The following is a 26,715-nucleotide window of genomic DNA, read 5'->3' on the forward strand; positions in this document are numbered from 1 at the left end:
AATTTCCTTCAACGGAAGGCGGGACACCACCTGCGCAAATTCATCCTATTTTTAGGACGATAGCAAGACCTCGTTCATGCGAATTAAGGAACAAAGTAAAGCTGCTGAAAAAGACCGCGCACTGCCCTGGAACTAGGCTTTTCCTGACTTTCGCCGCGCCAGATTGACGGCCTTGTGCCCGTTCCTGGCTTTCTTTTCGCGCAGCGGCTTGGTGCCCAGAAGGTCCATTTGCAGCTTGATGCTTTCGCTGCGGTAAATGATATCGCCGACATAGATCGCGATACCGCCGTCATCGATAACCACGCAATGGGCCTCGACAGTTGGCGCACCGATCGAAATCTTGAGAAGATCGGCGATTTCAGGATCGGCGCTGCCGATTGTCAGCGTCTGATGCGCCTCCGACAGCGTAATCTCATCCATGGCATCGATAGCCACGAGCGCCGCCGCATTCTTGAACCGCACGGGGTTCAGGTCGAAGATTTCCCGCGCCAGAAGAAGATTGACGACGGAATATGGATCCTCATTGCGGTACTGCACGCTGCGTAACTTGACGTAACTGGAAGCCAAATCGCCGTCAGATTCGCCCAAAACAGGCGGAGCGACGCCTTCGTCGATCGCCAACCGCCGCGGCACATTGTCCTTGAGCGATTCAATCAAAGTGGCCCAACTGGTCGCGAGCTTCACCCAGTGCCGGTCCTGGGTCTTCTTCGAAACGAAGGTACCGAGCCCCTGGCGCGCCTGAAGCAGACCTTCCTCGCGCAGGATATCCACGGCTTGTCTTACCGTGACGCGCGCCACCTCGAACTCGCGCTCGAGTTCTTCAAGGGTGGAAATCTTGTCCCCGGCACTCCACTGTCCGGACTGGATCCGCGTCCTCAACACCGACGCGACCTGGATGTACAGGGGCACTCTGCTGCGGTCGTATGCCTTTAACAGTCTGGACACATTATCACTTCTTCTGGAATCTGGGACTCGCAGCGAAGATCATAACTGACACCGACATCAAAGCAATGCGCTAGCTGAAGGCACAGTGAGCTAAAGCCAGAATCTTCGGCCATTCGCTAAGCAAGGATGGCATTCAATTTTCAACCTGCCCGCACAGATATTCAAGGAAGATTTGACGAAATCATACTATCTTTAGTACTATAATATCAATTGAATGAGTGTGGACAGCATGGCTGATTTCCGGATCTTGAAGGCGGCGGACAGCGCCCTTGTCGTTGAGTTCGGATCGGCGATCGACCGCAAAACCAGTGACCGCGTTCTCGCATTGGCTGAAGCGCTGGAACAAGCCGGGTTGCCTGGCGTGACTGAAGTGGTCGCGACATTCCGCTCGCTCAGCGTGAACTATGATCCGCTGGCGACGGCCGGCAGCGAGCTTGAACAAGCCATTACATCATTCGTGGATCGGCCAGCACAATCAGCGCATCACAAGCGGCTCTGGATGATCCCTGCCTGCTACGATCCGAAATTCGCCCCCGATATCGAAGACGTTGCAAAAACAAAGGGTCTTTCCGCGGCCGAAGTCGCCGCACTCCATGCCGGCACGCAATATCATGTGTACATGATCGGTTTTGTCCCAGGCTATCCTTACATGGGTGACCTGCCGGAAAGACTGCAACTGCCGCGTCGATCGGATCCCCGCCTGCGTGTTCCGCCCGGCTCGCTGGCGATCGCAACCAGCATGACCGCCGTTTACCCGTATGAGAGCCCGGGAGGCTGGCATCTGATCGGAACCTCCCCCGTCCGTTTTTTTGATGCTGCATCGGCAAAGGGCTCCCTGCTTGGCCCCGGCGATGGCGTCAAATTCGAGCCGGTCTCGCCCGAAGAATTTGACCGCATCCGCAAGGCCGTTGATCGCAATGACTATGTTCCGGAAAGCACGGAGCTTGCGGCGTGATTTCAGTGCTCAAAGTCATCGCGCCCGGCTTCCATACAACCGTACAAGACGAGGGGCGGCGGCGCTTTCAGCATGTCGGCGTACCGGTGTCCGGTGCTCTCGACCGCAATGGCTTTATGTTAGCCAATGCACTGGTCGGAAACGAGCAAAACGCTGCATGCCTGGAAATCATCGGCTCCGGTCCGGAGCTGGAGGTCGTGAGTTCGTCGGTTCGACTCGCACTGGTTGGCAGCGGCGGCGGGCTCGATATCGTTGGGCGCGAAGATCCCCTTATCCGCTCAGGACAATCCATCCGGCTGACCAAAGGCGAGATCGTGCGGGTGCGCTTAGGTGGAGATGTGTTCTGCTCTTATCTGGCGATCGAAGGCGGTTTCGATGTCCCGCTGTGCCTTAGCAGCCGATCGACCTATACCCGCGCAGGTTTCGGCGGACTATTCGGACGGCAGCTTCGAGGCGGTGACGTCCTGGATGGAGCAACCGAAGACGTCTCTGCACGTGAAGAAGTCACTCTGAGCGAACAGCGCAATCTTCATTTCGATCAGGCGATCCGCGTCGTGCTCGGCCCGCAGGATGACTATTTCACCGAAGACGCCATCCGCGAATTTCTGTCGAGCACCTACACCATCACGCCGGCATCCGACCGGATGGGATTTCGTCTGGATGGACCAACTCTTGTACACAAGAGTGACTACAATATCGTCTCTGACGGCATTGTAGCCGGATCAATCCAGGTGCCCGGCTCAAAGCTTCCCATCGTTCTGATGGTCGACGCACAGACAACAGGCGGCTATCCGAAAATCGCTACCGTCATCTCCGCTGACTTGCCGCTGCTTGGTGTCCGCGGCGCCGGACGCACCGTCAGATTCAAGGCTGTATCGCGCGAAGAAGCGGAGGCGATCCGCCGTGCCGAACATCAGAATGTCCTGAATATCATTCAGGACATTCGGCCTGTGAGCGAAACGCAAGGCATCAACATCAAAGCACTATATACCTGCAACCTGATCGACGGCGTGGTCGACGCGAAAGCCTGATCTGGAATTGTGGTCAGGCCGGGACAAGAATGCGTGGATCGACGCCGGTCAAGCTCTTGTAGATCGAAGGATCGGTCGCGCCTTCCGTATTAAAGAGCAGCACGCGCGAATTTGCGTCCAGTCCGAGCAAGGCGCGGCTCTGCGGATCGTTCGCCGCAGCGAGCAGACCGGCCAACCCGGCACCACCGCTTTCACCAGCAATTACACGGCTTCTTCCGTTTTCCGCTCTAGCCAGCTGTTTCATCGCCGCGATCGCATCGGGATCACGCACCGTCATGTAGGCTTCCGCCAGCCGGGAAAGAATGTCCCAGGCCAGCATCGATGGCTCGTAACATTCAAGCATCGCCATCACAGTCGGCTCGACTGGCGCGATCTTGACCGGCGTGTCGGCCTCATTGCTGGCGAGCAGACACGCCGCGCGATCGGGCTCGACAACGATGAATTTAGGCCGGGAAGCGCCGCTACGGAGCGTGAGATTTGCAGCAATGGCGGCGGCAAACCCGCCAACACCTGCCTGCAAGAATACATGCGTCGGCAGTTCCGCGATTTCATCAAGAATCTCGGAGACCATCGCAGTGTAGCCCTGCATCACGAGACGAGGAATGCGCTCGTAACCCGGCCACGACGTGTCTGATACAATGATCCAGTTGTTGGCATGACAGACGCGTTCTGCTTCGGCGACCGCGTCATCGTAGTTGCCGTCAACTTCGATAACATTGGCGCCAAAGCGCGCAATCGCCGCGATCCGCTCAGGACTGACGCCTTCATGAACGAAGATATTCGCCTGGCATCCGGCGAGATTGGCTCCGGCGGCAACGGACCGGCCGTGATTGCCGTCTGTCGCACAGCCGACATTGATATTGCGCACAACGGCGCGCACGTCGGGGTCGAGCAATTCGCCGGGAAGCACGGGGCGGCCGAGCACGCGGCCAGCTTCTTCAAGCGCGAGGCAGACAACGGCATAGGCCCCACCCAATGACTTGAAACTGCCAAGCCCGAACCGCCCGCTCTCGTCCTTGATATGAACCGATCGCACGCCCGCCGTGGCCGCCACCTCGCCCAGAGAGCGTAGCGGCGACGGCCGATAACTCGGGTGCAGCCGCAGCATTGCCAGCGCCTTTTCGGCGGCCACCGGTCCAAACATCTCCTGATCCAAGGCCAGCAGGGGCTTGCCGCGGTTGATGCTCTTGTTGCGTTCAATCATATCTGCACCTCTTTCAGATGCAAAATTAGCTTACTTGACGTGCTATTTTGCCCCTGATTTTATGGCCCAGACGCAACAATTTTGCGAGAACTCGATGGCACCTTCAAAAAGCATCCAGCTGGACGACTTCGACCTCGCCATTCTCGAGGAGTTGCAGGTCAACAACCACACCTCGCTTCAGGAAATCGGAAAATCCGTCAACCTGTCGGCCGCCGCCGTGCAGCGGCGAGTCCGGCGGATGGAAGACGCGCGCGTTATTCAATCCAACGTGGCAATTGTTGATCCCGCCAGCGTTGGGCGTCCCATTACGATTGTCGTGGAAGTACAGATCGACAGCGAACAGGCGGACCTGATGGACTCGGCGCGCCGTGAGTTCGCCGCGGCACCTGAAGTTCAGCAATGCTACTATGTGACAGGTGCTGCGGACTTCATCCTCGTTCTCACGGTGTCAACCATGGAAGAGTACGAACAGCTCAGCCGCCGCCTATTCCTCGAAAACCGGAATGTGAAGCACTTCAATACGTTTGTCGCGATGAACCGCGTTAAAACGAGTCTGAGGGTGCCGCTGATACCGGGCAAAGGCCTTTGAAATTTTTGCCGACGCCAAATCTTATCAACGCTTCAAAAGGAAATACCCGCACAACAGGATCGGAATCGTCAGCGTTAGCCACGACACGCCATCCCAAAGGCCATCCCCGACGAGAGCCGATATGAGGCCAACCACACTCAGCACGCCAAGCACGAGCGGTACTGCGAAAATCTGAACGTTGGTCTGCCGGCGCGGCCGAACTGACATATACATCATGACGTATAGACTGCGCGATGATCCGAGGCCGCTGCATCGACGACAACTCGCTCGATACTTGCCCCAGACTGGCGGCGCCTGAGCCACAGATAAAGTCCGGTGATCAAAACAACGATGGTGATGATATCGAGAATCGCCCAGATGATTTTTAGCGGCATGCCGCCATAATCACCAAAATGCAGCGGCTGCGAGATCAAAAGCGTTGCAACATACCACGGCAGATCCCGACTGTCGGTCAAGATTCCCGTCTCCGCATCGATCAATGCAGGCTTGAGCAGCTTCGCCGTCAGCGGCGTATTTCCCTTCATGAAGACCGCGTAGTGACTCTTGCTGCTGAAGATGGTGCCCGGGAATGCCACGAACGCCGGCTTCATGTTCGGCGCCGCCTTGATGGCGACCTGCACCGCCGCGTCGATCGATGACGGATGGGACGGCAGCGGCTTATCTTTGTATTGCGCGGTCATTTCCGCAAGCTGCCCGAATTGCCAGATCTTGATGACGAGTTCCGCCCAAGTATTGATGACACCGGTGAATCCGACAACCAGCATCCACATCACAAGCACGATGCCGGAAAGATTGTGAATATCGAGCCACCTGACCACGCGAACCCTGTCACGCCGATAAGTGCCGAATTTCAGCTTCCGCATCGACGGCGCATAGACGACGATGCCGGAAATGATCGCCACACAAAAGAGAATACCCATCAGCCCGAGGAAGAGTTTTCCCGGCAGACCAGCGAACATGTCTGTGTGCAGCTTGAGCATGATGTAGGTGAAGCGCCCCGTGACATCCGGCGCATCCAGATATGCCGCGGTGTGAGCACCAACACGAACGATCCGATTGTCGGAGGGATTGGCCTCCAATGATTTACCGATGCTCACCATTAGCGCATTGGCGTCATCCGGATCCCAGATCAGGAAATGCGGCACCATTCCCGGATCTTTCGACAGGCTGTTCTTCACAATCAGGTCGAGACTGGCGAGCGGTGTTCCTTCGGTGACCGGCGCGGCCTGCACTTCGTCATGCAGCAGATGGTCGATCTCGTGATGAAAGATCAACGGCAAGCCGGTGATGCAGAGCATCAACATGAACACGGTGCAGATGATGCTGGACCATTTGTGAATCCAGCCCCACCTGCGTAATGACCTGCTGCTACTTGCCACTGTCTCGCTCCTTTAGTTCCAGGAATACTTCAGAGTTCCGAGAACCGTACGGGCCGTTCCAAGGCCGCAATAAGCCAAGCCCGTCAGGCAAGACGCGACATAGTACTTGTTCGTGAGGTTCTTCGCGGTGACTTGCGCTGACCAGCCCTTCAGGTCCGGCCTTACGTGAGCAAAGTCATAGCTCACGCTGGCATCGAACAGCGTATAGTCGGAAAGAGCGAAGGTGTTGAATTGATCGCCATAGCTCTCGCCTACATAGCGGACGCCGGCACCGAGGCCCAGGCCCGCCAACGGCCCATCAAACCAGGTATACTTGGCCCACAGCGAAGCTTGATCAATCGGCACGCCGTTTAAATACTTTCCCTGAGCACCGACCGCGCTCGCAGTGACCTTGGCATCCGTATGCGTGTACCCCGCGATAATTTCGAGCTCCCGCGTGATATTGCCCCGCGCCTCAAGTTCGACACCGCGCGAACGGACGGCATCGGTCTGAACGTTGAAGAGGAAGTTAACCGGATCCGCTGTCAAAACGTCGTTCTGCTTGATGTCAAAATAAGCAGCCGTGAGCATCAAGTTAGCGCCAACAGGCTGAAACTTAACTCCAGCCTCCCAGCCCTCGCCTGTCGTCGGCTTGAATGCCTGTCCATTACGGCTCGCATTGGCATTCGGAACAAATGATGTGGAGTAGTTGGCGTAAGGCGACAGGCCGAAGTCAAACAGATAGTTCAGACCAACACGGCCGGTTTGAGCGGCATCGCTACGACGATAAGTGCCCGGGTTCGGATAAGAGGCGAGGCTAACCAGCTCGGTATTCACAAAATCCTGACGACCGGTCAGCGACAAGGTCCAGCGATCCAGCTTGATCTGATCCTGTGCGTACAAGCCAACCTGGTCGATCTTGTTGTTCAGCAACATAAAAGGAGGCAGCGCGCTTGCGGGTGGAACAAAAGCCCCGTAAGCGGGATTATATGCGTTGATCGGATCGATGCTGGTTGATCGATAATCAGAATTCCCCGTCTGGCGCAGATAATCCATGCCCACAAGAACTTTATGAGTCAGGATACCAGTTCGGAAGTCGCCCTGAAGCTGATTGTCCAAGGTAAGGTTTTGCGCCTTAGAGTTAACGTAGTTGTAGCTGCGGCTGACAAGCGAGGTGCTCGTACTTGCGGGCGTTGGAGGGAAGATCGGCGAAAACATCCCCTCGGAGCGCACACTCTGCAAGTCGTTCGTTACCTCCATGTAACGAAGGTTTTGCCGGAACTGCAGATTGTTGTCGAAGCGGTGCTCGAACGCATAGCCGATAGCCGCTTGCTCGAGCTTGTAGCCATCCAGACCAGGCTCACCAATGTAGCGGCCGTACGGGACGCGTCCGTTCGGGTTGGGTAAGAACGACACCTGCCCGGGCACATACTGCTGGTAACCCTTGTTGTCGATCTTCTGATAGTGCGAAATGATCGTGAAGCTCGTATCCATCGTTGGTCGCCAAGTCAGGCTCGGCGCGATGAACAGCTTGTTATCCTGCATGAAGTCGGTCTGCGTATCACTTTGGCGCGCAAGGCCGACGACGCGATAGAGAAACTCACCGCTCTTGTCGCTGGGGCCACCGATATCGAACGCGCCTTGGATGCGATTGAACGACCCAAACGTACCTTCGACATCATAGTGCGGCGTCGCGGTCGGCCGCTTGCTGATCATGTTGATGAAGCCACCCGGATCGGTCTGTCCATAAAGACCGGAAGATGGCCCTTTCAACACTTCCAGCCGCTCCAGACCATACGTTTCGATCTTCGGCATCGCGAATTGAATGCCATCTCTGGGCAGCCGCAGGCCGTCCAGATACTGGGGCGCATCGAATCCTCGTATCTTGAAGCCATCGAAGAAGGCATTCGCACCGTAGCCTTGGATCGAAACGCCGGGCGTATACTGAAGCGCGTCCTGGACTGTTTGCGCGCCCTGATCCTTGATCTGGTCTTTCGTCACGACCGAGATGGACTGAGGCGTCTCCAGCAACGGCGTGTCGGTTTTTGTCGCCGTCACGCTTTGCCGAGCGGAATAGCCAATAACGGGTCCTGTGCCACTTTCACCGACCGGAGCTGGAACAGGCTGCGCAAGCGCGGGGGCTGGCGCCACGCGTGGGGCACGACGAGGCTGCGCACGCCGGCCCGCCACCCGGACTTCGGGAAGGGTCGTCGCCGATTGTTTCTCGGACGTCGCTTCCGAGGACTGTGCGAAAGAAGGAGTGGCCTGACAAACACCCCCTAGAATCGCGATACCCAACGCGCTCCGCATTGTCACGCGCAGAACATCCTTCGAAAGCAGCCGCTCCATCTCAAGCTCCCCATCTTGCTAGGCTTTTCAGCCCCCGCAGACGGAGAAAGCAGATTTGGTGTACGGTCGCCTTTGCGTATGCGCAAAAACTCTTTGATCGTATGTTGACGCTCTCAAAGGTAGCGGCGTTGCCTGATCGATGCGGCACTTAGGACGCACTGATCTGTCAGTTGTGCAGCGATTTCTTTCTGTTCAGGACAAGGCCTGGCTGCGGAAGAGCCTGGGGGCCGAGCCAAAGTGTTTCCGGAACGCCGTCGCGAAATTCGCGGGATTCGTATAGCCGGCAAGATCCGCGGCTTCGGTCACTGACAGATTTTGATACACCAGCGCTTCGCGCGCCACCTCAAGCCGTCTTGTTCTCAGATAGTCAATGGCGCTAATGCCGTATGCCGCACGAAAGCGCAGATTAAAGGACCGCCGGCTCGATCCCGCCCGGCGCGCCAGTTCAGCAATCGTCCAAGGATAACGCAGATCCGCGTCCATCATGTCCTTCGCGGCCTGGAGGCGCACACGCTTGTGATCGACCGGATTGGTCAGTTCAACATTGTGGCGCAGCGCAAACATTCCCCTCGCCAATATCTCCGTCGCCTGCGCACTCATGAGCAACTTTGCCGCCTGACCGTCGATTCCCGGTGACAGGATTTCCGACGCAATAGCCTGAATTCGCGGCGGGGCCTGCACCGAAAACGCCAGAACAGGCCGCTCTGTTGCCTTGAACAGGTCGAGAAACTCCTGTTCGAGACCAAGCGCCTTGATGGACGAGTGGGGAAAGGCAATGCCGACAGCGCGTATGGCGCCGCTGGGAGCCTCGCCGTTGCATGGCGTTGGCTCACGTATCGCCATTCCCAATAACCTGTTCTCGGAATAGCGGATTTTTTCCGGGCCATCGCGTGCACAACTCTCACCCGTGCCTTCAAGCACGATCGTCATATAGAGACCCGGCTTCATGGTCCCCTGTGTACGAAGATCGCTCGGAAGGTGAAGATCGCCGGGATTAAGAATACAGCCCGGATTATCCAGCCAGATCATGTTTTGGGAAAACGTATCCTCAACCGGACGGTTCTCGCTATCGAGAATGCGGTAATCTTCGATAATCAGGCTGTGAAGGTTTGTCATGAGGCCGCTTGCTCTAAACCACGACTATGACGCCCCTCCCCCACGTCCTCAACGGGGCAAAGGCCAATTTAGAGCTATTAGAAACAGTGGGTAGATCCCCTCGGCCTATGGAAACAACCCGCGCCTCATCTTTGCAGCGCGCACGCGTTCCACCCCGATGGCCATTGCGGCGGTCCGATTGAAGATTTTATCACGCTTCGCGCGTACAGACATCTGATCGAACGCACGATCGAGAATCTGATACTCGCGCCGCATGACCTCCTCTTCCTCCCAGAATAACTGCTGCAAATCCTGCACCCATTCGAAATAACTGACTACGACACCGCCGGCGTTACACAGAATGTCGGGTATCAGGAAAATGTCATCCTGCCGCTTTTCAAGCACGAGATCAGCGTCAGGTGTGGTGGGACCGTTCGCCCCTTCGGCGAGAACCTTGCATTGCAGTTTTTCGGCAATATTCGCGTCAATAACGCGTTCGGTCGCTGCCGGCACCAGGACATCGCAAGAAAGTGTCAGGATCGAAGATGGATCGCACGTCAGCTCCTCGGAGTATCCCTGAAGGCAACCATGCTCGGTGACGTGACGGATCAAGGAGGTTACATCCAAACCCGCAGCGCGATGCAAGGCGCAGGTGTGATCACTGACCGCGATCACCGTTACACCCATCGCCTGCAATTCAGCAGCGGCGACTGATCCGACGTTTCCGAAACCCTGAACCACGGCCGTCGCATTGTTCAAGCTGATTGCTCGCTCGAGCATCACGCGCTTGGCCAGATGAGCAACTCCGCGTCCCGTCGCCTCACGCCTTCCAAGAGTGCCGCCGGCACTGACTGGCTTTCCAGTCACGATTTCCGTGACGGTCCGCCCCTGATACATCGAATATGTATCCATGAACCACGCCATCACCTGCTCGTTCGTTCCCATGTCGGGCGCCATGACATCAACATGCGACCCCACGAACGGAATCATCTCCTGCATGTAGCGGCGCGACAGGGATTCCAGTTCTCGTGCGGACAGGCTTAAGGGATCAACTCCGATACCTCCCTTGGCGCCGCCATAAGGCAAACCGACCAGTGCGCACTTCCAGCTCATCCAGATCGCCAGCGCTGCAACCTCGCCAAGATCAACGCTTGCAGCGAACCGCGTTCCTCCTTTGGTCGGGCCAAGAGTCAGATGGTGCTGAACGCGATATCCCTCGAAGACAGCCGTCGATCCATCGTCGCGATGAACGGGACATGAGATAACGATCGCACGCTTCGGCATGAGAAGCCTGTCGCGGTCGTCCGTTGGAATCGCCAGATAATCTGCGATGACACCGAACTGCTTCACCGCCATGTCAAAAACCGGACCGCTATAGACTGTCATCTATTTCGCACCTGTTGATGAGGGTGAACTGGCTACTTCTGCAAGGCGGGGTACACCATCGAGGTACGCGGAAACGTGACAACCGCAGGAGTAGGGCTCGCGATTCTCCATCCACACATTAGCAAGTTGAGCGTTGGTTTGCCCGGAATTCGTCGTCGGATTGAGTGTGGATCACCGATGCTGCACTGCATACAGCATCTCAGGCCGCTTTCCGCACGATAAGACTCAGTATGCCACCGGCTGCGGCCGCCCGACCCCGCAATAGAGGAAACCATTTCGTGAGACCTCGTCCGGCGAATAAATATTTCGGAGGTCTACAATGACGGGAGTAGCCATGATCGCCGCCATCTCTTTCAGATCGAGCGCGCGAAACTGCTCCCACTCGGTAACGATAACCAGCGCGTGAGCGCCCTTCGCGCATGTATACGCGTCGTCGCAGAAAATTACGCCTTCAAGAACCTTCTTCGCCTGCTCCATCCCCACCGGGTCGAATGCATTCACAATTGCTCCCATGTCCTGGAGCGCGGTGATTAGCGGAATGGAAGGCGCATCGCGCATATCGTCGGTATTCGGTTTGAATGTCATGCCCAGTACAGCGACGGATTTTCCGCGCAGGTTTCCACCGAAGGCATTTGCAACCTTACGAGCCATTGCGCGCTTGCGCTGATCGTTGACCGCTACGACAGTCTCGATAATACGTAGCGGCGCCTCGTTGTCCTGTCCCGTTTTAATCAACGCCAGAGTGTCTTTTGGAAAACAGGACCCTCCATAACCCGGACCCGCATGAAGGAATTTTGCGCCTATGCGGTTATCGAGACCAATCCCACGGGCAACTTCCTGCACATCCGCACCAATCTTTTCAGCAAGATCGGCTATCTCGTTAATGAAGGCGATCTTGGTCGCGAGGAAAGAATTCGCCGCGTATTTTGTCAGCTCCGCCGTGCGGCGGTCCGTATAAACCATTGGCGCAGCATTCAGATACAATGGCCGGTACACCTCGGCCATGACGTCCCGCGCCTGGGAATCGTCGGTACCGATGACAATGCGATCAGGATGTTTGAAGTCGCGGATTGCCGCCCCTTCGCGAAGAAACTCGGGATTCGATACGACCGCAAACTTGGCGTCGGGCCTTTGTTCCCGGATGATACGCTCAACCTCGTCGCCTGTGCCGACAGGTACGGTCGATTTCGTTACGATCACCGTGAATCCGGAAAGAGCATCAGCAATCTCACGTGCTGCAGCGTAGACGTAAGAAAGATCGGCATGACCGTCGCCGCGGCGCGACGGCGTCCCGACAGCGATGAAAACGACGTCAGCTCCATCAATTGCCGGTGCCATGTCTTGAGCGAAGGCCAGACGGCGCTGCTTGACGTTGCTTGCCACAAGCTCGGCGAGGCCAGGTTCATGAATCGGGATTTCACCGCGGCCAAGAGCCGTCACTTTCTTTGCATCATTATCGATGCAAACCACATGATGTCCGAAATCCGCGAAACATGCTCCCGAAACTAAGCCGACATACCCCGCTCCAACCATGGCAATACGCATCGATCATCCTGTCCGGCCAAACCGGTATTGTGGCGCCTTCAGCGCATGTTGCTTGAACTACAGACGAAGGTGGGAGAACGTTTAGCTGGATAGAACCGCCCATCCATCCTTCCCAGATGGGAAGAAGAAGAAGTTGTTGACGTAGGCGCGGCCGCGTTTGCGACCGCCGTCAGGCAGCAACGAACTCTCGTCCTGAAAGATGCCTGCGTCGAACTGCTCTACCGGAACGATGTCTCCGTCCTCCACAAAGAAGCCGCTGTACTCTCTTTCATGAAAGAACTCGAACACGGATTCCGTCGCCGACGCCCGATGCCGGTTTTCGGCCTCGACAAGAAAGACCGGCTGGCTGCGCTCAAGCAATCCGACCGCTCCATGCAAAACACTTAACTCATGACCTTCTACGTCGATCTTTACAAAAGCGACCTCTTCTCGAATCACTTCATCGAGACGCGCGGTTGGAACGCTCTGGATCGCGCAAGATTTGGCGGAAAGCACAAGCTGAGGCTCGATAGATGCAAGACCATGCACCGCGCCCTGCTCGCCCTGCGGAGTCAACAAATCCGCTTTACCCTCGTGATCGGACAACGCGATTTCATGCACCATCACATTTGGTGCCGAGGTCTGCCGAAGGACGTCGGCCATTTTATGCGACGGCTCGAATGCATGGACACGCCAGGAAAGTCGCGCGAGTTCACGGGTATACAAACCGCAGTTTGCGCCGACATCGACGGTAATAGCATCGCTTGGGATAACCTTGTCCAAAAAGGAGAGTTCGATCTCCGCCGACTTTGGACGGTGGATGAAATGCCATCGCAGCCAAAGCGCCGGAAATGCCTCCTTGAGCGCATTTTTCGCTTGTCTCACCGTATTCATCACGGCCCCCTCTGATCTTCAAGCACCTGGATGGTGCATTTAGATTTCAAACCCTGTGGTAGATGTCCTCGACGCGAACGATGTCGTCTTCACCAAGATACGGACCGGACTGCACCTCGATCAAATTGAGCGGCACTTTGCCGGGATTTTCGAGACGATGCATGCAACCCAGCGGAACGAATATCGACTCGTTTTCGCGCAACAAGATCTCTTCGTCGTCACGCGTCACGATAGCGGTTCCATTGACTACCACCCAATGTTCGGCTCGATGGAAATGCTTCTGTAGTGACAGCTTCGCGCCCGGATTGACGGTGATCCGCTTGACCTGGAACCGGTCGCCAGCGTGAATCGACTGGTAATAACCCCAAGGGCGGTGGACAGATTGCGTTTGGGTCGCCGAACGATGACCGTTAGCTTTCAGCCGTGCGACGACCTTTGCCACATCCTGGTCGCGGTTCTTGGACGCAACAAGAACGACATCGGGCGTTGCAGTGATGATGAGGTCCTCGACACCGAGCGCAGCAACAAGGGGTCCTTCACCACGGACATAACATCCGGCCGCGTCTTCCATAACCACATCACCGATCGCGACATTGCCTGAATTGTCCTTGTCACCCATCTTCCATAGAGCCGACCAGCTCCCAACGTCGCTCCAGTCGAAGTCTGCTGGAACAACCGCGGCCCGGTCGGTCTTCGCCATCACGGCATAGTCGAGCGATATCGACGGACAGGTCCTGAAAGCACTTTCATCAAGCCGCAGGAAATCCAGATCGCGTATGGCACCACCCAACGCCGCCCTGCACGCGACCAGCACATCCGGAATCAACCGCGCCATTTCCTCAATAAGGGCTCGGGCCGGCAGCAAAAAGATCCCACTATTCCAAAGATGGTCGCCAGCGGCAAGAAGGCGCTCTGCCGTGACGAGATCGGGCTTCTCAACAAAGCTGGCGACACCGTGAACGCCGGCTGCGATGGCGAGTTGATCCGAAGCGCGAATATAGCCAAAACCCGTCGTCGGAGCCGTTGGACGCAATCCGAAGAGAACGAACTTTCCCTTTCTCGCCGCCGCTGCTCCAACAGCCACTGCCGCCCGGAATGCTGTAGCATCTCGAATCCAGTGATCCACCGGTACGGCAAGGATGATTGCATCCGGATCAGATTCACTGGCAATGAGCGCAGCGACCGCAATGGCAGGTGCTGTATTCCGCCCGAATGGCTCGAGCACCATGTTCGGTTCAGCAATGCCGAGTGATCGCAATTGCTCCGCGATCGCGAACCGGTGCTCGGCATTTGCGATTACCATTGTCCGACCGAACATCGATGAATCGCTTACACGCAGCGCCGTCTGTTGGAGGAGCGTCTGTTCACCGAGAAGAGTGAGAAGCTGCTTGGGATACGCCTCACGGGAGAGCGGCCACAATCTAGAACCGGCGCCGCCTGACAGGAGAACGGGAATAATAGGGCGTTCCTGCTGCGTCATCTTCGTTGTCCCCATGTATACGACAGAAGCAAATGACGGAATTCGTTTCAGAAGCCGCTTCCCGAGAGAAATTCCCTGCGGACGGTTTGCGCGATGATCGTCATGTCCATCCGTAGCGACCACCTCGAAATGTACTCGAGGTCGTGATCGATCCGCGCGATCGCCAAATCTGGCTCGACCGTACTCCCCCGGCAACCGCTGACCTGAGCAAGGCCGGTGATCCCGGGACGCGCCGTATGACGCTGAAAGTAGTACGGGACCAGATCCTCGTAAGGCATATGAGCCGCGAGCATACCCGGCACATGAGGCCTCGGCCCGACCAGGGACATATCGCCCTTGATGACATTGATCAGTTGCGGAATCTCATCGAGACTGGTGCTTCGCAGGATTTTCCCAACGCGGGTGACCCTGGAATCGCCCTGCACCGTTTGCCTAACGCCTGCGACATCGCCGAGATCGATATGCATTGATCGGAACTTGTAGATTTTAAACAGGCGATTGCGATAGCCGTACCGGTACTGCTGAAAGAACACGGGTCCACGCGACGTCGCCTTGATTGCAATCGCGATAGCTATGAACAATGGCGCAAAAAACAGCAGGGCGAGACTCGCCGCTGTTGCGTCGAAGATCCGCTTGCTCAGCGCGGATGCCGGCTCGGAGCGAATGTCGCTGGCAGGATGACGGCTACGATAAGCGATGCGCGAACGATAAGGGCTATTGCTTGCGTACTCCACAGGCCGGACCGAGATCAGCCGCGGTCCTTTCCATCGTGCTAACGAGTTATCCTGAACAAATTGGGTTGTGACTGTCGCCGCCATTTCTCTTGCTCTCAACTGGACGTCCGCAGGAATGGAACTCGACGCGTGGCACACTCATCAGCAGTCCAGCTTTCGCAATCGCGAAAAAATATCTGCACGACGAAGGCGCCAACCTTCCATCGCTAAAGTTTTCCTAAAGTTTTGTACGAAATGGGGCGGCAAAACGAAAAATTCGCGCGCACGACTCGCGCTAGACTTTCGCTATAATTTTGCGGCGCGGAAAATTATCGCGTTGCGAAGCGGTTAGATCGAGATGCCGATTTCTTGCGCTGCGCGTTGGTTGACGCAGCCATGCACAATCACCGGCGTAGACAACTTTGGAAAATAGAGTCGATTATCGTCTCAGATGAGAGCACATTTGATTCGCTGAAGGATACGCCAGACGCAGCGATAGTTTTAAGCAGCTGCATTCACCGAAAACTAAAAGACACTTGGTAAATTCACTGAGCACAAGAATTTCAGCTCCCAGCGAGCCCGCATATGGTTGCCCGGCTACAAAATATTAAGACAACGATCGTCGATGGCTCAGATGAGTCGTCTGCGCATTCAGCGGAACCATCCATGATCGCTGAGCATGCAAATATCTCGTCGTTGCCGCCCAAGGGCGCCAACCGACGACTGAGGAACTGGCTAATCCTCGCCAACATCGCCGCCTGGGCTCTGATAATCTGGATCATTCGGCTGATTTTGTCGTAAGCTCATTCCGGACGCACAACTGAAATTGTGACGCGATTGACCGCGGAACTTTTTCATGACGGACTCCAGCGATGCGATCCGCCCCCCATCAATCGCGAACAATTCCAGCTGCGGTCCCCGCGGATACGCGGGTTTATGCCATCGGCGACATTCACGGCCGCGCCGATTTGCTGGCTGAGGTGATCGGTCACATCGATGACGATCTGCGACGTCGGCCCATTAATTATGCAGTTGAGGTTTATCTCGGCGATTACATCGACCGTGGCCCCGACTCCAAGGGAGTGCTGGATCAGCTTGCAGTGCGACTTGTACGACAGCATGCGATCTGCCTTCGAGGCAACCATGAAGCCATTCTCGAGAGATTTCTTCGCGATGATGCAGAAGCCATCCACCACTGGATGCAAATCGGTGCCCTTCACACATTGGCATCCTATGGTGTTGTTCCACGTACGCCTTCGGGAACCATGACACCCTCCGATCTTCGACGGTCATTGCTCGACGCCTTCCCGCGCACACACGAGTTGTTCCTGCAATGTCTTCACAACAGTTTCGTATTTGGTGATTTTCTCTTCGTTCATGCAGGAATACGGCCGGGCATCTCCATCGAAAAGCAGGATCCGGAAGATTTGTTCTGGATACGCGACGAGTTCCTGAACTCAACGCAAGATCATGGCAAGCTTGTCGTGCACGGTCATACGCCCGTGGATCACCCCGACATTCGCGCCAACCGGATCAATATCGATACCGGCGCGTGGCGAACGGGAACTCTCACCTGTATCGCGATCGAAGGCTCCACGATACTCGTACTGTAAGACACAGCATCTGCCTAATTGAATTGCTCGAGCGAGACATCGGGCTGATATTTTATGCGCCGCATCTGTGAGCGGCGTTTTTGAATAGTCCGTAGAGATGTTGGAACAAATTATCACATTCTTTTGCCTTGTTTGACCGACTATCATCACCAGCCGCTCGTGGGATCGATCCTGTTGATCGATGTATGCGGCTTTATGCGTTGAGTGGGGTTGAGTCATGCCGCAAACATTCGTCCGCCTTGCGAAAGCTCTTCTTGTTGTTGTCATAACGAGCAGTTGCGTCGTTCCCCAATTCAACTCCGAAGCTCGCGCTCAGCAAAAGCGGCCTCCGACGGCTTCAATTTCCGGTACGTATGTGCTTGGCCCGACCGACAGGGTTCGGGTGAAGGTTTATGGCGAGCCCGACGTGGCCGGTGAATACGAAGTAGACAGCGGCGGTTATGTGTCTATCCCACTCGCCGGTCGCGTCAGAGCGGCTGGATTGACGACGCGTCAGCTCGAGCAATCAATTGCATCAGCCTTATCAAAGGGGATTGTTCGCGATCCTCGCGTCAACGTTGAGATAGCTCTCTATCGACCCTTCTATATCCTCGGCGAAGTAAAGAAGAGCGGCGAATATCCATATCGCGTTGGCATGACCGTGCTGGATGCCATTGCAAGTGCAGGCGGATTTACGTATCGCGCCAACGAGAACAAGGTCTACCTGCGCCGCTCCGGCAGCGCCGGCGAAGAGATTTATGCGCTCGACGCACCCGTTCTGATCTATCCCGGAGACAACATCCGGGTTCCCGAACGTTTTTTCTGACGAAGAATCTCTACTTCATATTTTCACCTCTCCACTTTGGAAACTCTCGGTCGAACGCAGCATCGATCGATGGCCCATCTGTTGCGATGCCATAGTGTCGTCTCTTTGAAGTGCGAATCTTTTCGCGATGCACATCTGACATGGCAACGAATGAAAGTTCGTCTCTCATGAGTGAAATCTTGCGGCACTACCGAGTGCATGAATCGTTTCCACTATGATGCCTTACTAGGCGACGACTTGATGATTGTGTGGGCGAATAGAGATAATCGAACCTTGATCACCGACGCCCGAGATGAATGCCGCCCGCAAGGGACTGCGAATGAAGTGTGTTGTTGCGTTGAGGGCGTTGAACGAAGCAGAGACTCACGAGCGACAGGGTATATGGCCCGGTCGCCGTGGACCGAAATTTGCACATTTGAAAGTGGTGCGGTGGGCAGCGACGGCACTCATGCTTGGTCTCGCGTCGCCCTCGAATGCACAGGTGATACCGTCAGCTCCTGAACAACTCGCTGCACCCTGGAATGCGCAGCGCGTCTTCGAACCGTCTTCGTTGCCCGATTTGACCGATCCAGAGACGCGCGATGAGATTCAGCCCGAGGACATGCCTGTGAGAAAGCGACAGCAGCCTGGATACGAACCGGTCGGAATTCGCGCTGGCTCATGGATGTTCAATCCCAAGCTGATGTCCGGCGGGCTCTACGACAGCAATGTGTTCTCCTCGAACACCACAAAGCGCTCGGATATTGCGGCCGTCTTTGAACCCTCCCTGCGCGCCCATACTCTCTGGGAGAAGCACGGCCTCGATCTCAAGCTGGATGCGCAATCGACAACATATAATGAGAACTCCAGCCTGAATCAGACCAATGCGACTCTGAAGGGTAATGGCTGGCTCGATATTGCGCATGATCTTGCCCTCCTTGCCAACTTTCAGATCGCTCATTTGAATGAGGGCGTTGGAACGCTGAGCTCGCCAATCAATGCCATATCGCCGACGCCCTATGACCTCTTTTCGGGCGATTTGACCTTGCGGAAGGAGTTCAACCGCGTGACCACATCGGTCGGGATGCGCGTCGACTCCTACGATTTCGGAAAAACACGCGCTCAGGATGGATCGACCATCAATCAGGACGGTCGCGACGGTCAGATCTATTCGCTTCACGGCCGCGTCGACTATGCGTTTTCGCCCGTTCTGGGCTGGTTTGCTGGTGTCGAGGGCAATCAGCGCAACATTCGCGGAACATCTGCACAGACACTCGAATCGCAAGGTTATCGCGCCCTTTCCGGCCTTACGATCGGCTTCACCAATCTTCTCACCGGTGAATTCGGCGCGGGTTACGTCCAGCAACGCTTCGACGATCCCTCAATTGGTTCGATCGAAGGTCCTTCCTATCGCGCCATGCTGACGTGGCGGCCGAGCCGCCTGCTCGATGTTCATTTCAAGGCCGAACAGATCGTGACGCAAACGTCGGACACCAGCTCGACAGGTGTTCTGGCAAACGCAATTCAGCTTGGTATCGATTATGAACTGCGCCGCAACGTGATTGCTTCATTGGCAGGCGGCTACGAAAACGACAGTTTTTTTGGACAGCAACGCAAGGACAGGGTCATCACCTCAGACGCGCGCCTCAAATACTTGATGAATCGATACAGCGCTATTTCCGTCTTTCACAGATATACAGAGCGCAACAGCGATGTTCCCGCCTTCAGCTTCGATAAACATCAGGTAGGAATCAATGTTACAGCGCAGTTCTGATTACGATCTTCAGGCTTTGGACGAGCCGGCGGGCACATCATCGGGGCGCTGGCAACAGCCAACCGTCGATCTACGTGAGATGACGCGTATCCTGCGCCGGCGCTGGAGGATGGTTGCCGCAATTCCTCTGACGCTGGTAGTTCTTGCGCTGATCTACCTGATGGTGGCCAATACTCTCTATACTGCAACATCTACCGTTCTGGTCGATCCGCGCCGTGCCAACGTGGTGGATACCAGCCAAACCGTGCTGTCTAACTTCGGCACGGACGATGCCACTATCGAGAGCCAGACATTACTGATCCAGTCGGTGGCGATCCTCCAGCGGGTCGTGGAAAGGCTCAAGCTTACGGCGGATCCAGAATTTACTCCGACACCTGGCATTCTTGATCCAATCAAGCGGCTGTTCAGCAGCAGCGGTCCAGCCGAGGGCGCGAGCCCGGAAGACGCAGCAAAGGCAAGATCGGTCGAAATTCTTCAAAGGCGCATGAAGGTGACGCGACAGGGCACTACCTTTCTCGTAGACATAAATGTCAGTTCGATAGAGCCGCGCAAGGCAGCGGCAATAGCCAATGCCATCGCCGAGCGCTACTTTGAGGAACAGGTCCGCGCCAAATACGAAGCCACGAAGATCGCCGCAAGCTGGCTCAATAGTCAGATCGAGGGATTGAAGTCACGCGTCGTCGCCTCTGAACAGGCCGTGGAAGATTTCCGCGCCAGCAACAACCTGTCGGTATCTCAGGGCGTCACAGTGAACGACCAGCAGATCACTGATCTCAACAACAAACTGATCGCAGCCCGCGCACAAACTGCCGAAGCGCGCGCAAAATACGACCAGGTGCAGCAGTTATCCAAGTCCGGGAGCGACCCCGGCGGTATCAACGCGGCCATCACATCAGATATGATTACCAAGCTGCGGACTCAGTACGCAGACATCGCCAAGAACGAGGCCGATCTTGCGAGTAAATATGGCCCTCGCCACCCTCTGGTCGCAAACGTCCGCGCCCAATTAAAGGACACCCAGCGCCTCATCAACGAAGAAATCCGCCGCATTCTTGATAGCACGCAGCACGACTACGATGTCGCCCGCTCTCGCGAGGCGTCGTTGCAGCAGAGCCTCGATCAGGTTCAAGGGGTATCGACCTCCTCCGGTCAAGCCTTGGTACGCCTGCATGAGCTTCAGCGAGAAGCGGAAGCCAACCGGACGCTCTACGAATCTTACCTGGCCCGGTACAAGGAAACGTCGGCACAAGAAAGTCTCGAGATGCCGGATTCCCGCGTCGTGACACGGGCCAGCGTTCCCATCCGGCCGTCCTCTCCTAAAACCATGCTCATTCTTGGCCTTGCGGTGATGCTCGGCCTCGGCGGTGGCTGTGTCCTGGCATTTCTTGCCGATTATCTCGACCGCCGCGTGAAGACACTTGAACAGGCGGAAGCGATTTCCGGCGTGCCCGCGCTCGCGGCCGTTCCGCTGATCGGTACGCGCGAACTCGCCGCACGGGCGAAACGCGGGCGTGATGAACTTGCCCACTATAATCCGAGAACGGTGAGGCTGTTGCCGCCTCCGTTGCAGCCGCCATTGATGCGGTATGCCATTGACGAGCCGGGCACCTTTTTTGCGGAGGCCATCCGCGCAGTCCGCCTGGCACTTCAACGCACGATGCGGATCCAGCCGCTCAAGGTAGTACTGGTTACCTCCTCGCTCGACAACGAGGGAAAGACGACGCTTGCCGCCAACCTCGCCCTTTCGCTCGCTACGCTCGGCATCAAAACACTTCTAATCGACGGCGATCTCCGCAACCCTCAGTTGACGCGCGCGCTTGCCCCTCATGCCGACGCCGGACTGATGGAAGTCGCCATGGGGCAGACCCCACTAGAGCGCGCGATCTTGCTGGATCGAAGCTCCGGACTTTCCATCCTGCCGTCGCCCGCGGCGAAAGATGTCGAACTGATAACCGAGCTGATGTTTTCCGAGCGGATTGTCGACATTCTCGATCATCTACGTCAGCACTACGAGTTGATTATCATCGACTCTCCACCCCTTGTCCCATTGGTTGACGGCCGCGCCCTCGCCGAACATTCCGATCGGATCATCCTTGCCATGGGTTGGGATCAGACACCGCAGGAGGTTATCTCCCATACGATCAATCTTCTCTCTCCGGTTCATGAGCGGATTCTTGGGACTGTGCTGACGCGGGTCGATCTCAGTCGTCTGCGATTTTATGACTATTATAAAAGTTCCGCCTATCTGAAGCCGTATGGCACCGCTGGACTAAAGCCCAGGCCGGCAGAATGAGGTCACGCGGACCGATGCACAAATCCGCGCGCGCTTTTTCGGTGAACGAGCCATTGCCGCCCTGTCTTCGCGGGTATCCTGCCGCGACAGGATTTCGTCAGCCGCCGCGCCCGCATAACCAGGAGTCGGCAGTTACCAACAGCGCTATCGATAGCATGATCATCGGCCTGATGTTGCTGGCGGTCGTCGCAACATTCACATTGTCGTCGGCAATGCTGACCAACTGGAAGATTCATTATCTGACCGCCGGTGGCAGCTTTTATGAGAAGCTGCATCCTGCAACATATGCATCGTTTTTGGCATTCGGTCTTCTATTGGTACGCAACAGCGATCCGGTTGGCGAGATCGATCGTATGTTCTCCGAAGCCAAACTCATTCTTGTCTATCTGGCTTGCTGGTCGTTCCTGCTTGTCCAGATGTTCGTGCTAACTAGACCGTTCACAGTAATCATAGACACCTTCCTGCTACCGGTCGTGCTCTGCCTTGTGATCTGGCGGCTTCAGTCGCCACAGCGGAAACCATTGGTGTGGGCCGTTCACCTTACAATCCTGCTGAACGTCTGCGCTGGATACTATGAATATTTCTCCGGCCATCGCCTCATACCTTTGACGCTCGGCGACGTACTGGTCGTCGGAGAGTGGCGTTCCTCGGCCTTTCTTGGACACCCCCTCACTGCCTCCGGCATTGTCGGCGCCTATATTCTTGCGATGACTCTTCGCCCTGCCCTCTGCTCCGCGGCCATGATCCGGATTCCACTTATCGCGTTGTGCCTCGGATCGTTGATGGCATTTGGCGGACGAACTGCCCTTGTCACGGTTTTGCTCTTGATGAGTTTTCTCGGCGCAGCTGAGGCGTTCCGGATCCTGCGCGGCAAGCGGGTTTCACTCCCGACGGTTATCGGGACGATCTGCCTGTTGTTTGTAGCGGGTGCGGGAATCTTCGCTGCTTACGATCTCGGAATCTTTGACAAGATGCTGTTGCGGTTTTCATCCGACAAGGGCAGCGCGCTGGCACGCTTCGCGACATTCGATCTGCTGTCTCATTTCGACTGGTACGAACTCGTCATAGGCCCGAATCCCGTCCGTGTGAACGCGCTTCAGGCACAGCTTGGTCTCAATTATGGAATCGAGAATTTCTGGATTTCATGCGTTGTTCAGTTCGGCATCATTCATACGACACTGCTGACGGTCGGACTTGTCTGCTTCTTTGTGGAAATTCTCAAACGAGCAGATCCGGCGGCTTGGGCGATCATGGTTCTGATACTGGTGATCGCAGCAAGCTCGGTAAGCTTTTCATCAAAGAACATTCAGTTCGCGCAGTTTATCATCCTTATCACGCTGCTGTTGCCACGATACCCGGTCCGGATCGCGAGGACGCAGTGCGGAACTTCCAATAAATCTATCCGGACTCCGGCAACATCGAGATTCGCATGACCATATATGTCGACCACACTCATGTCGGACGCCACGTCACCGGTCTCGAGCGCATCACGCTTGAACTATTCTCGCGCAAAGCACTGGCTCCGCTCGATGTAACCCCGGTGCTGGCGCAAGGCACCGGGCGAATGGTGGCGACGCAGACATTCGGATTACCTCTGCGCCTGCTCAGCGTTCCATCGATCCTGCTTTGTCCCGGGTTTCCGCCGAGTCCGCTGCTATGGCCATTCGCGGCAAGAGTCGTTCCATACATTCATGATATTTTTCTGCTGTCCCGGCGAGACGATCTTAATCGGCGCGCAAGAATGTATATGGCCGAACCGTTCAGGCTTGCGGTGCGAACGTATCCCCGCTTTCTCGTCAACTCGGCGGATACCAAGCGCAAGCTCGCGACTCGCTGCCGAACCGATGCAGAAATCACGCTATACCGGCCGCCGGTACGGAACGTGTTCAGCATCCGTCAGGATAATCGCCCTGAACGAGCGGGAACGCCATCAGCGCTCCGTCTCGTGGCCCTCGGAACTGTAGAACCGCGCAAGAACTTCGTCGCAGCTGCCAGAATCCTCGCTGCCCTGCGCGAACGCGGATTTCCCGATGCGACACTGGAAATTGTCGGGCGTCAGGGCTGGGGCGCTGACTGGGATGAACTCGAAAAGTGCCCCGGCGTGATCCTGCACGGCTATCAATCCGCCGACCGTGTCCGCCGGATTCTACAGAGCGCAGATATGTTCATTTGCGCCTCTCACGAAGAAGGCCTGGGGTTACCTCTGCTTGAGGCTCAGTATGCAGGTCTCCCGATCGTAGCGCCCGACGCTGCCATCTTCCATGAAGTTTTGGATCAGTCGGGCATATTTGTTGATCCCGTCAATCCGACTTCAGCGGCCGAGAGAATTATCGCTGCGGCATCTGCTCCGGAATGGCGGGCATTGCATGCCGCACAAGCAGCGAAAAACCTTGATCGCTGGAACGATTTGGCCTCAGCGGATCGTGACGCCGTCCTCGACCTGATCGCACGACTCGCCCATCGGCAAATTGGGCTTTCGACGAAACTTGAACCGCATAATCAGAAAGATCGCGGCATCACGCTTTGAAACGCGACGAGGCTGGAACACGGGGCGAGGATAGGCTTGTTACAGACAAGAGACAGCACACGTCATCTGGATGGACTGCGGATCATTGCCGCCGGCGCTGTCGTCATTTTGCACTATTCAGACTACGTAAAGGATCACTCCGCGGGGCGCTTCGTGTTTGAGCACACCCTGCACTTCAACCTGTTTGTCGATCTGTTCTTCGTTGTGTCCGGCTTTGTGATAGCCAGCCAGTATATCGGCAAGGTTGAAAGCTTCCCCGCGATTTTTCGCTTTCTCTGGCGCCGGCTGGCGCGGATCTATCCACTCCATCTGGCCACGTTAATGTTCTACCTGGCCATCGCCCTGGCGATTTACCTTGGCTTGGCGAAGACCGACAATCCCGCGCGCTACCCATTATCTGATGTTCCCGCACAGCTGTTCTTGCTTCATGCTGTCGACGGACAACGGCTGACCTTCAACTTCCCGAGCTGGTCCCTGTCTGCGGAGATGTTCTGTTATCTCCTCTTCCCGCTCGTTGCCCTCGTTACGAAACGGCGCAGAATGCTGGTAGTCGCGCTGGTGATACTCCCCGCACTTGCCAATAGTACCTACGTGGCAGCAGCAGGCGCTGAACCGTGGGCCGAATGGATCAACAAGGGTGGCATCTTCAGGGCGCTGCCGGGCTTCAATCTCGGCGTTGCCTGCTATCTCCTTCGCGACCAAATCGCGCGGTGGCCAGTCTCTTCCCGGGTATTCACCCTCTCCTTGCTTGCATTCACCCTGTTGGGCTGGCTGCTTCCGGAAATGGTGGCGCTTGTCGCGGTATATACGATCGCGGTTCTCGCTATCCAATGTGACTATTGCGGCGCAACGACTTTGCTGACGCGCCTGCGATTTGATCGAGCTTCGGCATACACCTATTCCTGCTATATGCTGCATATCCCGATCGCTACCTTGGTTCTGACATTCGGTGCGAGGGCCTTAACCGACCTGCCCGGCGGAAAGCTGTCGCTATTGCCCGTCGCAATAGCTGCCTTGGCGATGGCAAGCTTTTTGTCCTATCGCTTTTTCGAAACCCCTTTGCGGCACTCTCTCAACGAGATTTTCGACCGGCAACTTCCCGCTCATAGATCCATCGCGGCGACCTCATCCTCGGAGGGGGCGCGATGACAATTGCCGCCCGGATACCGGAAAGTTGGATTGCGCATCAGGATGAGCGCGTGCAGATAGCTGGCCGGGACACTGGCATCGACACCATGCGCGGTATCGCGATTCTAATGGTGATCGGCATCCATTCGCTCCCGCAGCCACTGGATACATCATCGGCCAAGCTGGCCGATGCAGCATTGCGCCCTTGCGTGCCGATTTTCCTGTTTGCGTCGGGATATCTAACTGCTCTCTCCGGGCGGATCGCCTTGTGGAAGCGGATCAAGACCGCGCTCATTCCCTATGCTATCGCCTTTGTCGCAGCCTATTTCTATATGGCCTGGCACAATTCAGCGATGGATCATCGCGTTACAACGACTGTTGCACGCTTCGTTCTCGCCTACGTATTTGTCTATTACTACGTCTTTGTTTACATCGGCTGTACCATCGGATTGTGGCTGATGTTGCGGTTGTCAGGCTCTGGTAACTCAGAAACCTCGCAGCGACTTGTCATCTTCATCGCACTATCGTTTGTATTTGGACTCATCTCCGGCAATTATCTCGACCCGCTCCTGCTGCACGCTGGCTTCTCCGAGTCGTTTGTTCAAGAAGTCCGTCTACGCGACATTCCGTTCTGGTTCTCCTTCGCTTCGCTCGGAGCCCTTGTCGGGGTAACAGGCATCGGCTTGGTACTACGCCACATGCGTATACTAATCTTGGGCGCAGTGGTGACTGCCTATCTGATCTACGCCGCAGTGCGAATCTTCAACATAGGCGACGCTGCTGATTATGACTCGGTCGCGTTCTTCGGCTACGCGGCCCTGCTCAGCACCTTGCTGTTCATCCTTCACCTAAGACTGCCATTTCTCGCCGCTATCGGCTCGGGTAGCTACTTTATCTATCTCTGGCATATTTTCGTGGTGATGGCCCTGCGCGACCACGCGTCCTTGCGCTCATTTGGGGCTCTCACAGATTTCGTGATGACCTTTGGCATATCAGCATCGATCAGCATCGCTCTCATGCTGATAGTCCGGCGAGTTTTCCCGTCACGCATTTCAAGCCGGCTGGGGGTCTGA

The 26,715-nt window shown here is 56.2% G+C and carries 22 protein-coding genes; 11 read left to right on the plus strand and 11 right to left on the minus strand.

The window, feature by feature from the left end:
- Positions 1-132: 132 nt before the first annotated feature.
- Complete coding sequence (locus AC1Q67_RS22225) at positions 133-909, minus strand: GntR family transcriptional regulator (protein ID WP_492237287.1); 777 nt, start codon at positions 907-909, stop codon at positions 133-135.
- Between the two features lie 265 nt (positions 910-1,174).
- Between AC1Q67_RS22225 and pxpB the strand changes: the two genes are divergently transcribed.
- Both pxpB and AC1Q67_RS22235 read left to right on the plus strand, forming a co-directional pair.
- Positions 1,175-1,900, plus strand: a complete 726-nt coding sequence (pxpB, locus tag AC1Q67_RS22230) for a 5-oxoprolinase subunit PxpB (protein ID WP_492238170.1) — start codon at positions 1,175-1,177, stop codon at positions 1,898-1,900.
- Positions 1,897-2,931: a 5-oxoprolinase subunit C family protein gene (locus AC1Q67_RS22235; RefSeq protein ID WP_492237284.1), complete on the plus strand. Its 1,035-nt coding sequence runs from the start codon at positions 1,897-1,899 to the stop codon at positions 2,929-2,931. Before pxpB ends, AC1Q67_RS22235 begins: the two co-directional genes overlap by 4 nt.
- Before the next feature lie 13 nt (positions 2,932-2,944).
- On the opposite strand, the gene AC1Q67_RS22240 is transcribed toward AC1Q67_RS22235, so the two are convergent.
- Positions 2,945-4,135 (minus strand): diaminopropionate ammonia-lyase, encoded by a 1,191-nt coding sequence (locus tag AC1Q67_RS22240; RefSeq protein ID WP_492237283.1) that lies wholly within the window; start codon positions 4,133-4,135, stop codon positions 2,945-2,947.
- Between the two features lie 61 nt (positions 4,136-4,196).
- Here AC1Q67_RS22240 and AC1Q67_RS22245 point away from each other — a divergent pair, with 61 nt between their 5' ends.
- Entirely contained in the window at positions 4,197-4,724 is a 528-nt protein-coding gene (locus tag AC1Q67_RS22245) for an Lrp/AsnC family transcriptional regulator (protein ID WP_492237282.1), read from the plus strand.
- Positions 4,725-4,748: 24 nt separating this feature from the next.
- Here AC1Q67_RS22245 and AC1Q67_RS22250 read toward each other — a convergent pair whose 3' ends face one another.
- The 9 genes from AC1Q67_RS22250 to AC1Q67_RS22290 form a co-directional block, all read right to left on the minus strand.
- The gene (locus AC1Q67_RS22250) at positions 4,749-4,937 is read right to left on the minus strand and encodes a hypothetical protein (RefSeq protein WP_492237483.1); all 189 of its coding nucleotides are present in this window, start codon (positions 4,935-4,937) and stop codon (positions 4,749-4,751) included.
- Positions 4,937-6,064 carry a PepSY-associated TM helix domain-containing protein gene (locus tag AC1Q67_RS22255; RefSeq protein ID WP_492237482.1) on the minus strand — a complete coding sequence of 376 codons (1,128 nt, stop codon included), beginning with the start codon at positions 6,062-6,064 and terminating at the stop codon, positions 4,937-4,939. Before AC1Q67_RS22255 ends, AC1Q67_RS22250 begins: the two co-directional genes overlap by 1 nt.
- A 51-nt stretch (positions 6,065-6,115) precedes the next feature.
- On the minus strand, positions 6,116-8,431 hold the full coding sequence (locus AC1Q67_RS22260) for a TonB-dependent siderophore receptor (protein WP_492237281.1): 2,316 nt from the start codon (positions 8,429-8,431) through the stop codon (positions 6,116-6,118).
- A gap of 192 nt (positions 8,432-8,623) precedes the next feature.
- Complete coding sequence (locus tag AC1Q67_RS22265) at positions 8,624-9,547, minus strand: helix-turn-helix transcriptional regulator (protein ID WP_492237280.1); 924 nt, start codon at positions 9,545-9,547, stop codon at positions 8,624-8,626.
- A gap of 105 nt (positions 9,548-9,652) precedes the next feature.
- The gene (locus tag AC1Q67_RS22270; RefSeq protein WP_492237279.1) at positions 9,653-10,912 is read right to left on the minus strand and encodes a Glu/Leu/Phe/Val family dehydrogenase; all 1,260 of its coding nucleotides are present in this window, start codon (positions 10,910-10,912) and stop codon (positions 9,653-9,655) included.
- A 225-nt stretch (positions 10,913-11,137) separates the two neighbouring features.
- Positions 11,138-12,457 (minus strand): UDP-glucose dehydrogenase family protein, encoded by a 1,320-nt coding sequence (locus AC1Q67_RS22275; protein WP_492237278.1) that lies wholly within the window; start codon positions 12,455-12,457, stop codon positions 11,138-11,140.
- An 81-nt stretch (positions 12,458-12,538) separates the two neighbouring features.
- The gene (locus AC1Q67_RS22280; RefSeq protein WP_492237277.1) at positions 12,539-13,330 is read right to left on the minus strand and encodes an FkbM family methyltransferase; all 792 of its coding nucleotides are present in this window, start codon (positions 13,328-13,330) and stop codon (positions 12,539-12,541) included.
- 46 nt (positions 13,331-13,376) lie between these two features.
- On the minus strand, positions 13,377-14,810 hold the full coding sequence (locus AC1Q67_RS22285; RefSeq protein ID WP_492237276.1) for a mannose-1-phosphate guanylyltransferase/mannose-6-phosphate isomerase: 1,434 nt from the start codon (positions 14,808-14,810) through the stop codon (positions 13,377-13,379).
- Between the two features lie 47 nt (positions 14,811-14,857).
- On the minus strand, positions 14,858-15,544 hold the full coding sequence (locus AC1Q67_RS22290; protein WP_492237275.1) for a sugar transferase: 687 nt from the start codon (positions 15,542-15,544) through the stop codon (positions 14,858-14,860).
- A gap of 851 nt (positions 15,545-16,395) precedes the next feature.
- On the opposite strand from AC1Q67_RS22290, the gene AC1Q67_RS22295 reads away from it, so the two are divergent.
- The 8 genes from AC1Q67_RS22295 (at position 16,396) to AC1Q67_RS22330 (ending at position 26,715) form a co-directional block, all read left to right on the plus strand.
- A complete protein-coding gene (locus AC1Q67_RS22295; RefSeq protein WP_492237274.1) occupies positions 16,396-17,136 on the plus strand; it encodes a metallophosphoesterase family protein in 741 nt (246 codons plus the stop codon).
- Between the two features lie 217 nt (positions 17,137-17,353).
- Entirely contained in the window at positions 17,354-17,941 is a 588-nt protein-coding gene (locus tag AC1Q67_RS22300; RefSeq protein WP_492237273.1) for a polysaccharide biosynthesis/export family protein, read from the plus strand.
- Between the two features lie 448 nt (positions 17,942-18,389).
- The gene (locus AC1Q67_RS22305; protein ID WP_492237272.1) at positions 18,390-19,694 is read left to right on the plus strand and encodes an outer membrane beta-barrel protein; all 1,305 of its coding nucleotides are present in this window, start codon (positions 18,390-18,392) and stop codon (positions 19,692-19,694) included.
- Positions 19,675-21,987, plus strand: a complete 2,313-nt coding sequence (locus AC1Q67_RS22310) for a GumC family protein (protein ID WP_492237271.1) — start codon at positions 19,675-19,677, stop codon at positions 21,985-21,987. The genes AC1Q67_RS22305 and AC1Q67_RS22310 overlap by 20 nt, the downstream gene beginning before the upstream one ends.
- Complete coding sequence (locus AC1Q67_RS22315; RefSeq protein WP_492237270.1) at positions 21,984-23,420, plus strand: VpsF family polysaccharide biosynthesis protein; 1,437 nt, start codon at positions 21,984-21,986, stop codon at positions 23,418-23,420. Before AC1Q67_RS22310 ends, AC1Q67_RS22315 begins: the two co-directional genes overlap by 4 nt.
- A 314-nt stretch (positions 23,421-23,734) precedes the next feature.
- Positions 23,735-24,514, plus strand: coding sequence for a glycosyltransferase family 4 protein (locus AC1Q67_RS22320; protein WP_492237269.1), 780 nt, complete (start codon positions 23,735-23,737; stop codon positions 24,512-24,514).
- Between the two features lie 36 nt (positions 24,515-24,550).
- Positions 24,551-25,663: an acyltransferase family protein gene (locus tag AC1Q67_RS22325; RefSeq protein WP_492237268.1), complete on the plus strand. Its 1,113-nt coding sequence runs from the start codon at positions 24,551-24,553 to the stop codon at positions 25,661-25,663.
- The gene (locus AC1Q67_RS22330; protein ID WP_492237267.1) at positions 25,660-26,715 is read left to right on the plus strand and encodes an acyltransferase family protein; all 1,056 of its coding nucleotides are present in this window, start codon (positions 25,660-25,662) and stop codon (positions 26,713-26,715) included. The genes AC1Q67_RS22325 and AC1Q67_RS22330 overlap by 4 nt, the downstream gene beginning before the upstream one ends.

It is taken from the genome of Afipia sp. GW823-FHT06G09 (assembly GCF_058794875.1).

Coding starts and splice junctions, on each gene's coding strand:
- pxpB (WP_492238170.1), top strand. CDS start 1,175: ATGGCTGATTTCCGGATCTTGAAGGCGGCGGACAGCGCCCTTGTCGTT.
- AC1Q67_RS22240 (WP_492237283.1), bottom strand. CDS start 4,135: ATGATTGAACGCAACAAGAGCATCAACCGCGGCAAGCCCCTGCTGGCC.
- AC1Q67_RS22245 (WP_492237282.1), top strand. CDS start 4,197: ATGGCCCAGACGCAACAATTTTGCGAGAACTCGATGGCACCTTCAAAA.
- AC1Q67_RS22250 (WP_492237483.1), bottom strand. CDS start 4,937: ATGTATATGTCAGTTCGGCCGCGCCGGCAGACCAACGTTCAGATTTTC.
- AC1Q67_RS22260 (WP_492237281.1), bottom strand. CDS start 8,431: ATGGAGCGGCTGCTTTCGAAGGATGTTCTGCGCGTGACAATGCGGAGC.
- AC1Q67_RS22265 (WP_492237280.1), bottom strand. CDS start 9,547: ATGACAAACCTTCACAGCCTGATTATCGAAGATTACCGCATTCTCGAT.
- AC1Q67_RS22270 (WP_492237279.1), bottom strand. CDS start 10,912: ATGACAGTCTATAGCGGTCCGGTTTTTGACATGGCGGTGAAGCAGTTC.
- AC1Q67_RS22275 (WP_492237278.1), bottom strand. CDS start 12,457: ATGCGTATTGCCATGGTTGGAGCGGGGTATGTCGGCTTAGTTTCGGGA.
- AC1Q67_RS22280 (WP_492237277.1), bottom strand. CDS start 13,330: ATGAATACGGTGAGACAAGCGAAAAATGCGCTCAAGGAGGCATTTCCG.
- AC1Q67_RS22285 (WP_492237276.1), bottom strand. CDS start 14,810: ATGACGCAGCAGGAACGCCCTATTATTCCCGTTCTCCTGTCAGGCGGC.
- AC1Q67_RS22295 (WP_492237274.1), top strand. CDS start 16,396: ATGCGATCCGCCCCCCATCAATCGCGAACAATTCCAGCTGCGGTCCCC.
- AC1Q67_RS22300 (WP_492237273.1), top strand. CDS start 17,354: ATGCCGCAAACATTCGTCCGCCTTGCGAAAGCTCTTCTTGTTGTTGTC.
- AC1Q67_RS22305 (WP_492237272.1), top strand. CDS start 18,390: ATGCTTGGTCTCGCGTCGCCCTCGAATGCACAGGTGATACCGTCAGCT.
- AC1Q67_RS22310 (WP_492237271.1), top strand. CDS start 19,675: ATGTTACAGCGCAGTTCTGATTACGATCTTCAGGCTTTGGACGAGCCG.
- AC1Q67_RS22315 (WP_492237270.1), top strand. CDS start 21,984: ATGAGGTCACGCGGACCGATGCACAAATCCGCGCGCGCTTTTTCGGTG.
- AC1Q67_RS22320 (WP_492237269.1), top strand. CDS start 23,735: ATGGCCGAACCGTTCAGGCTTGCGGTGCGAACGTATCCCCGCTTTCTC.
- AC1Q67_RS22330 (WP_492237267.1), top strand. CDS start 25,660: ATGACAATTGCCGCCCGGATACCGGAAAGTTGGATTGCGCATCAGGAT.